This window comes from Quisquiliibacterium sp. (assembly GCF_982640115.1).
Genome location: NZ_CEXFHW010000181.1, coordinates 1 through 7678, shown reverse-complemented (window position 1 = coordinate 7678; position 7678 = coordinate 1). Strand labels below are relative to the sequence as shown.

Sequence of the window (7678 nt, the reverse complement as noted above, 5' to 3'; positions counted from 1 at the left end):
GGCGGTGGCCGCGCTGAAGGCGCGGCCGAAGGTGACCGACTCGTCGACCACGATGGCGTTCTCGGGCAACAGGCTCGACAGGATGGCGGCCACGCCCTCGGAGCTGACCGCGCCGGTGGGCAGCTCGGTTGGCGAAAGCCGGCGGGCCTGGGCAACACCGGCCGGCGCGAGTGCGCTCGCGCCCGTCCGATCGGCCAGCGCGGCGAGGGCACCATCGAGGTCTTCATCGACCTCGGCCAGGGTGATGAACTCGCAGGTGGGCGGCGCGAGCAGGCTGGGCTTGTCGGGGTAGGCGAAGAAGGCCACCGGCGCGGTGGCGCCCACCAGCACGATGCGGCGAAAACGCGACAGCGCCGCCTGCGCCGCCTCGACCACATAGGGCACCCGCAGGGCCGCCACCCGGCCGGCGCCGCGCTGCACCCGCGCAGCCGCGAACTCGGACATCACCGCGCAGCCGGTCTTGGCGGCAATGCGGCCGGCGCGGGCCAGCGGCGACTCGCGCAGGGCATGGCCGCCAAGCAGCAGCAAGGTGTCGGGGCCGAGGGCCTGGGCCGCGGCGGCCACCCGCTCGTCGGCCACGGTGCGGGGCGCAGCCACCGTCAACGGCCCGCGCGGCGCCGCGGCGCCGGCCGAGACCGCGCCCCAGGCCGTGTCGGCCGGCAGGATCAGGGTGGCGATGCGGCCGGGCGCGGTGCGGGCCTGGGCCACGGCGGCGCGTCCGTCGGTCGCGATGTCGTCAGCGCTGCGGCTGGTGTGCACCCAGTGCGACATCGGCCGGGCCACGCCCTCGATGTCGCTGGTGAGCGGCGCGTTCAGGGGGATGTGATAGGTGGCATGCTCGCCGACCACATTGACGATGCCGGAACGCGCCTTGCGTGCGTTGTGCAGGTTGGCCAGGCCGTTGCCAAGCCCCGGGCCGAGATGCAGCAGGGTGCTGGCCGGGCGTTCGGCAATGCGCCAGTAGCCGTCGGCCGCACCGGTGACCACCCCCTCGAACAGCCCCAGCACACAGCGCATGCCGGGGATGCGGTCGAGCGCGGAGACGAAGTGCATCTCCGAGGTGCCGGGGTTGGTGAAGCAGACATCCACGCCCGTCTCGAGCAGGGTGTGGACGAGGCTTTCGGCTCCGTTCATGGCGTCGGTCTCCGGGAGAAGGGCCCGCGGGCAGCGGGCCGACCGACGATGCTAACCGGGAACACCGCGAGCCCCCGGCCGCCAGAAGCGGCTTACGGAAGAGCCGGGGCGCCCAGGGTGGGCCGGACGGTTCAGACCGGGCCCTGGGCGCTCCGGCCGGATCGGGCGGTTCAGGCCGACTTGCGCCCCGCGGCCTTGGTGGCGGCGGCCACGCCAGCCTGGGCCTGGTCGGCGAGCTGCCGGGTGGCCTTGAAGACCTGGTCGTAGGTGGTGGAGGCCGTGGCGATGGTGGTGCGCAGCACCTGCACCACGCCTTCGGAGCCGGCCGGCGCGTTCTTGGCGAGCAGTTCCACCGCAGCCAGCAGCTGCTTGTTGCCATCGGTGATCTGCTTTTCGGCCAGCGAACTCAGCTCGACACCGGTCTGGCTGGACAGCTGATAGATCTCCTTGGCCCAGGCGGTGAGCGCCTCGGTGGAGGGCTTGGCCATCTCGCTGATCACGCGACCGGCCTGCTGCGGGTCCTTGGCGGAGAACAGCGCCTTGAGCTGGTCGCTGGTCTGGGCCAGGGCCTCGCCGGCGGTCTTCAGGTTGAGCTCGGCCAGCTTGCCGAAGCCTTCCAGCGCGCGGGTGGCGGCGGCCTGAGAGGCGCTCAGGGTCTCGGCGTGGAGCTTCATCAGGTCTTCGGGGGTCTTGATCATGGTGTCCTCGGATGGGGTGGGTGGGCCGGTGACGACCGACCGCTGACGCAGGGATGCTGCACTGCACAATCGTCATTTTCCCGACGCGCGGCGCGCTGTCAAGCGGATTTGTTGCAATGCAACATCCGGTCTGAAATCAGCGGCCTGGACGCCGTCGCGGCAGCGTCAACCCCGATTCCGGCGACAATGCCGGATCGACGATCGAAAGGCTTCGATGGATCCCCTGCCCGCCGTCTCCGGTGCCCCGGCCGAAGACCCCGCTGCCCGCCCCGATCCGCCCCTGCGCGGCAGCGGCAAGACCGAGTATTCCGCCTACATCGAGTTCCCCCGGGACGACTGGGCACGGCTGCGCTCCAACACCCCGCTCACCCTTGCCGAGGACGATCTCACCGCCCTGCGCGGCGTGACCGAGCAGGTGTCCATGCAGGATGTGGTTGATGTCTATCTGCCGCTGTCTCGCCTGCTCAACCTGCACTTTCGCTCGGCGCGCAGCCTGAGCGGCGTGAAGGACGAGTTCCTCGGCCGACTGGTGGGCAGCCGGCCCTACGTGATCGGCGTGGCCGGCAGCGTGGCGGTGGGCAAGAGCACCTTCGCCCGGGTGCTGCAGGCTCTGCTCGCGCGCTGGCCCGATCACCCCCGCGTGGCGCTCATCACCACCGACGGCTTCCTGCATCCGAACCGGGTGCTGCTCGAGCGCGGACTCATGAAGCGCAAGGGCTTCCCCGAGAGCTATGACCGCCGACGCATGGTGGAGTTCCTGGCCGACACCAAGGCCGGCAAGCGGCGGGTCGAAGCGCCGGTGTATTCCCACCGCAGCTACGATATCGTGCCCGACCAGACCGAAGCGGTCGAGGAACCCGACATCCTGATCTTCGAGGGCCTGAACGTGCTGCAGACCGGCACGGTGGACCCTGGGCGCACCCGCACGCCCAGCGTGATCGTGTCCGACTTCTTCGACTTTTCCATCTATGTCGACGCCGACGAGGCGCACATCGAGCGCTGGTACATCGACCGCTTCCTGCTGCTGCAGCGCACGGTGTTCAGCAACCCGCAGTCGTACTTCCACCACTACAAGGATCTGCCGCCCGAAGAGGCGGTGGCGGTGGCGCGCGAGATCTGGAGCAGCATCAACCTGCTGAATCTGCGCGAGAACATCCTGCCCACCCGCGAACGCGCGAATGTGGTGCTGCGCAAGCGCGCCGACCACACCGTGGGCGAGGTGTGGCTGCGCGAGATCTAGCCTGGGGACGTGGCTGCGCGAGGCCCGGCCGCTTGCATGACTGCAACAGACGGGCAATCGACAGGCCGGCAGGGTCAAGGGCGATAATCGCCGATTACCCAGGAACCGACGATGCTCCACAGCCTGACTTGCCTTGGCGGCATGGTGACCGCCCCCCATCACCTCGCCGCTCAGGCGGGCCTCTCGGTGCTTCGCGATGGCGGCAATGCCGTCGAGGCGATGGTGGCCGCGGCCGCCGCCATTGCGGTGGTCTATCCGCACATGAACAGCATCGGCGGCGACGGCTTCTGGCTGATCGCCGAGCCGGGACGCGATCCGGTCGCGGTGCGGGCCTGCGGGGCTGCGGCTGCGCTGGCCACGCCGCAGTTCTATGCTGATCACGGCGACGCCGCGATCCCCACCCGCGGATCGCGGGCGGCGCTCACGGCAGCCGGCGCGGTGGGTGGCTGGGCGCGTGCGCTGGCCGTGGCGGCACCGTGGGGCAAGCCGCTGCCGCTGACGCGGCTGCTCGCCGAGGCCCGTCATCACGCCCGACAGGGCGTGCCGGTGACCCGGTCTCAGGTGGCGCTCACCGCCAGCAAATGGGCCGAGTGCGCCCAGGTGAGCGGCTTTGCCGAGACCTTCGCACCGCGCGGCCTGCCGGTGCTCAACGATGTCATCGCCAATCCGCGGCTCGGCGACACCCTCGAGCAACTCGGCCGCGCCGGGCTCGATGACTTCTACCGGGGCGATCTCGCCCGCAGCATGGCAGCCGATCTCGAGAGCGTTGGCAGCCCGGTCCGGCTGGCCGACCTGCAGGCCTGCCGTGCCGAGGTGGTACCAGCCCTGTCGGTCGCCGTGTCGGCTGGCCGCATCTTCAACCAGCCGCCACCCACCCAGGGCGTGTCATCGCTGGCCATCCTGGGCATTTTCGACCGACTGGGCGTGACCGAGGCCGAGGGCTTCGAGCATCTGCACGGGCTGGTGGAGTCCACCAAGCAGGCCTTCCTGTGGCGCAACGCCCATGTGGGCGATCCCGCCCTGATGGCGGTGCGTGGCGCCGATCCGCAGGCCTTCCTGTCGGACGCTTCGCTGGCCGCCCGCGCCGCGCGGATCGACACGCGCCGGGCCGCGCCCTGGCCGCAGCCCACCCTGCCCGGTGACACCATCTGGATGGGCACCGCTGACGCTTCCGGGCGGGTGTGCAGCTACATCCAGAGCATCTACTGGGAATTCGGCAGCGGCGTGGTGCTGGCCGGGTCCGGCGTCAACTGGCAGAACCGCGGCGCGAGCTTCACGCTGGGCCCCGGGCCCAACCAGCTCGGGCCGGGCCGTTTGCCGTTCCATACGCTCAACCCGGCCATGGCCCGGCTGCGCGATGGCCGCACCCTGGCCTACGGCACCATGGGCGGTGAAGGTCAGCCTCAGACCCAGGCGGCGGTGTTCAGCCGTCATGTGCTCTTCGGGCAGAACCTGCAGGCCGCGGTCAGTGCGCCGCGCTGGCTGCTCGGCCGCACCTGGGGCGAGGAGAGCACCAACCTGAAAGTCGAGTCACGGGTGGAGCCGGCGGTGATCGCCAGGCTGCGCGCCGCCGGTCACGATGTCCAGGTGGTGGGCGCCTATGAGGACATGATGGGCCACGCGGGCGCGGTGCAGGTGCACCCCGGCGGCGTGATCGAGGGCGCCACCGACCCACGGGCCGATGGCGTCTGCGCTGGCTTCTAGTTCCTGTTGCCGCGCAGTCGCCGCAGCGCGGCGATCTGCGCCGCCATGACCGCAAACTCCGACTGCGCGCGGGCGAAATCGATATCGGTCTTGGCGTTGGCCATCGCTTCTTCAGCAGCCTTCTTGGCGCTTTCGGCCTTGGCCTCGTCGAGGTCATGGCCACGAATGGCGGTGTCGGCCAGCACGGTGACCCGGCTGGGCTGAACCTCGAGGATGCCGCCCGCCACGAAGACGAACTCTTCGTCGGCGCGGCCGGCCACCTTGATGCGGACCGCGCCCGGACGAATGCGGGTGATCAGCGGCGTGTGCTGTGGATAGATGCCGAGCTCGCCGGTTTCGCCCGGCAGGGCGACGAACTCCGCCTCGCCCTCGAAGATCGAGGCCTCGGCGCTGACGACATCGACATGAATGGTGCTGGCCATGGGGGATCCTTCCGGAGCCCGCCGGGGGTCGGCCGCACTGGGTGCGGCACCAACCCCGGGGCGGTCGGGCAATTACAGGGACTTGGCCTTCTCGAAGGCCTCGTCGATGGTGCCGACCATGTAGAAGGCCTGCTCGGGCAGCGCGTCGCACTCGCCGTCGACGATCATCTTGAAGCCGCGGATGGTTTCCTTCAGCGGCACGATCTTGCCCGGGGAACCGGTGAAGATCTCGGCCACGTTGAAGGGCTGCGACAGGAAGCGCTGGATCTTGCGCGCCCGGGCCACCGCGAGCTTGTCTTCGGGGGAGAGCTCGTCCATGCCCAGAATGGCGATGATGTCGCGCAGTTCCTTGTAGCGCTGCAGCGTGGTCTGCACGCGGCGGGTGGTGGAGTAGTGCTCCTCGCCGATCACGTTGGGGTCGAGCTGGCGCGAAGTGGAGTCGAGCGGGTCGACCGCGGGGTAGATGCCCAGCGCGGCGATGTCCCGCGACAGCACCACGGTGGCGTCGAGGTGGGCGAAGGTGGTGGCGGGCGACGGGTCGGTGAGGTCGTCGGCCGGCACATACACCGCCTGGATGGAGGTGATCGAGCCCACCTTGGTGGAGGTGATGCGCTCCTGCAGACGGCCCATTTCCTCGGCCAGGGTGGGCTGGTAACCCACCGCGGAAGGCATCCGGCCGAGCAGCGCCGAGACCTCGGTACCGGCCAGGGTGTAGCGGTAGATGTTGTCGACGAACAGCAGGATGTCGCGGCCCTCGTCGCGGAACTTCTCGGCCATGGTCAGGCCGGTGAGCGCCACACGCAGACGGTTGCCCGGGGGCTCGTTCATCTGGCCGAACACCATGGCCACCTTGTCGAGCACCTTGGACTCTTCCATCTCATGGTAGAAGTCGTTGCCCTCGCGGGTGCGCTCGCCCACGCCGGCGAACACCGAGTAGCCGCCGTAGCTCTTGGCGATGTTGTTGATGAGCTCCATCATGTTCACGGTCTTGCCCACGCCGGCGCCGCCGAACAGACCGATCTTGCCGCCCTTGGCGAACGGGCAGATCAGGTCGATCACCTTGATGCCGGTGGGCAGCAGCTCCACCGAGGGCGAGAGCTCGTCGAACTTCGGGGCCACCTGGTGGATGGCGCGACGCTCTTCCGTGGCGATGGGGCCGGCCTCATCAATGGGGCGACCGAGCACATCCATGATGCGACCCAGGGTGGCGGTGCCGACCGGCACCTCGATGCCCTTGCCGGTGCCGATCACCGGCATGCCGCGACGCAGGCCGTCGGACGAACCCATGGCGATGGTGCGGACCACGCCGTCGCCGAGCTGCTGCTGCACCTCGAAGGTCAGACCCTTCTCGGCCAGCGAATCACCGGCATCGCCGAGGACCAGCGCGTCATAGACCTTCGGCATGCTGTCGCGCGGGAACTGGATGTCGACCACCGCGCCGATGCACTGAACGATTTGCCCTTGAGCCATGTTGTTTCCTCAGTCTCTGAATGTCTTGCGTTCCGGGGGCTGGATGACCACGGGCCCGGCCGGAATCAAACCGCCGCCGCGCCGGCCACGATCTCGGAGAGTTCCTTGGTGATCGCGGCCTGACGGGCCTTGTTGTAGGTGAGCTGCAGATCGTTGATGACCTTCTTGGCGTTGTCCGACGCGGCCTTCATGGCCACCATGCGAGCGCTCTGCTCGCTGGCCATGTTCTCGGCCACCGCCTGGTACACCAGCGACTCGATGTAGCGCACCAGAAGGTCATCGAGCACGGCCTGCGCATCGGGCTCGTAGAGGTAGTCCCAGGAATACTCGCGCGAGGATTCCTGCAGGCGCTCCGGCGACAGCGGCAGCAGCTGCTCGATCACCGGTTCCTGCTTCATGGTGTTGATGAAGCGGGTGTAGCAGAGGAAGACCTGGTCGATCTCACCCCGGGTATAGGCATCGAGTTGCACCTTGATCGGCCCGATCAGCTTCTCGAGGTGCGGGGTATCGCCCATCTGGACCACCTGCGACACCACCTTGGCGCCGATGCGGTTCAGGAAGCCCAGGCCCTTGCTGCCGACGGCGGTGGTGATCACCGTCTCACCCGCGGTGCTGAGTTCCTTCAGCTTGGCGGTGACCGCCCGCAGGATGTTGGTGTTCAGGCCGCCGCACAGGCCCTTGTCGGTGGTGACCACGATCAGGCCGGCGGCCTTCACGGAGTCGTGGTGGACCAGGAAGGGGTGACGGTACTCGGGGTTGGCGGTGGCCAGGTGCGCCGCGATGTTGCGGATCTTGTCCGCATACGGACGCGCCCGACGCATGCGCTCCTGCGCCTTGCGCATCTTGGAGGCCGCGACCATCTCCATCGCCTTGGTGATCTTGCGCGTGTTCTGCACGCTCTTGATCTTGGTCCGGATCTCTTTGCTTCCGGGCATGTGGGGTCCTTGTGGGGTCCTCGTGGGGCGGTGTCGGCGCCGTGGATGGGGACGCCCCGCCGCGGCGGGGCGCCG

At 69.0% G+C, this 7678-nt stretch carries 7 protein-coding genes; 2 read left to right on the top strand and 5 right to left on the bottom strand.

Features of this window, described 5'->3' with window-relative positions; genetic code table 11:
• On the bottom strand, window positions 1–1134 hold a 1134-nt coding region (locus AC2H6A_RS16240; RefSeq protein ID WP_484274759.1), incomplete at its 3' end, for an acetolactate synthase large subunit.
• Between the two features lie 170 nt (window positions 1135–1304).
• Window positions 1305–1832 (bottom strand): phasin family protein, encoded by a 528-nt coding sequence (locus AC2H6A_RS16235; protein WP_484274758.1) that lies wholly within the window; start codon window positions 1830–1832, stop codon window positions 1305–1307.
• Window positions 1833–2046: 214 nt separating this feature from the next.
• Between AC2H6A_RS16235 and coaA the strand changes: the two genes are divergently transcribed.
• Together coaA and AC2H6A_RS16225 are read left to right on the top strand one after the other, a co-directional pair.
• Entirely contained in the window at window positions 2047–3072 is a 1026-nt protein-coding gene (gene coaA / locus AC2H6A_RS16230) for a type I pantothenate kinase (RefSeq protein WP_484274757.1), read from the top strand.
• A 111-nt stretch (window positions 3073–3183) separates the two neighbouring features.
• On the top strand, window positions 3184–4776 hold the full coding sequence (locus tag AC2H6A_RS16225) for a gamma-glutamyltransferase family protein (RefSeq protein WP_484274756.1): 1593 nt from the start codon (window positions 3184–3186) through the stop codon (window positions 4774–4776).
• On the opposite strand, the gene AC2H6A_RS16220 is transcribed toward AC2H6A_RS16225, so the two are convergent.
• The 3 genes from AC2H6A_RS16220 to atpG form a co-directional block, all read right to left on the bottom strand.
• Window positions 4773–5198: a F0F1 ATP synthase subunit epsilon gene (locus tag AC2H6A_RS16220; protein WP_484274755.1), complete on the bottom strand. Its 426-nt coding sequence runs from the start codon at window positions 5196–5198 to the stop codon at window positions 4773–4775. The genes AC2H6A_RS16225 and AC2H6A_RS16220 overlap by 4 nt on opposite strands.
• Window positions 5199–5270: 72 nt before the next feature.
• A complete protein-coding gene (atpD, locus tag AC2H6A_RS16215; RefSeq protein WP_484274754.1) occupies window positions 5271–6668 on the bottom strand; it encodes a F0F1 ATP synthase subunit beta in 1398 nt (465 codons plus the stop codon).
• A gap of 65 nt (window positions 6669–6733) precedes the next feature.
• Window positions 6734–7603 (bottom strand): F0F1 ATP synthase subunit gamma, encoded by an 870-nt coding sequence (gene atpG / locus AC2H6A_RS16210; RefSeq protein WP_484274753.1) that lies wholly within the window; start codon window positions 7601–7603, stop codon window positions 6734–6736.
• Window positions 7604–7678 lie beyond the last annotated feature (75 nt).

Coding starts and splice junctions, on each gene's coding strand:
- AC2H6A_RS16225 (WP_484274756.1), top strand. CDS start 3,184: ATGCTCCACAGCCTGACTTGCCTTGGCGGCATGGTGACCGCCCCCCAT.
- coaA (WP_484274757.1), top strand. CDS start 2,047: ATGGATCCCCTGCCCGCCGTCTCCGGTGCCCCGGCCGAAGACCCCGCT.
- AC2H6A_RS16220 (WP_484274755.1), bottom strand. CDS start 5,198: ATGGCCAGCACCATTCATGTCGATGTCGTCAGCGCCGAGGCCTCGATC.
- atpG (WP_484274753.1), bottom strand. CDS start 7,603: ATGCCCGGAAGCAAAGAGATCCGGACCAAGATCAAGAGCGTGCAGAAC.
- AC2H6A_RS16235 (WP_484274758.1), bottom strand. CDS start 1,832: ATGATCAAGACCCCCGAAGACCTGATGAAGCTCCACGCCGAGACCCTG.
- atpD (WP_484274754.1), bottom strand. CDS start 6,668: ATGGCTCAAGGGCAAATCGTTCAGTGCATCGGCGCGGTGGTCGACATC.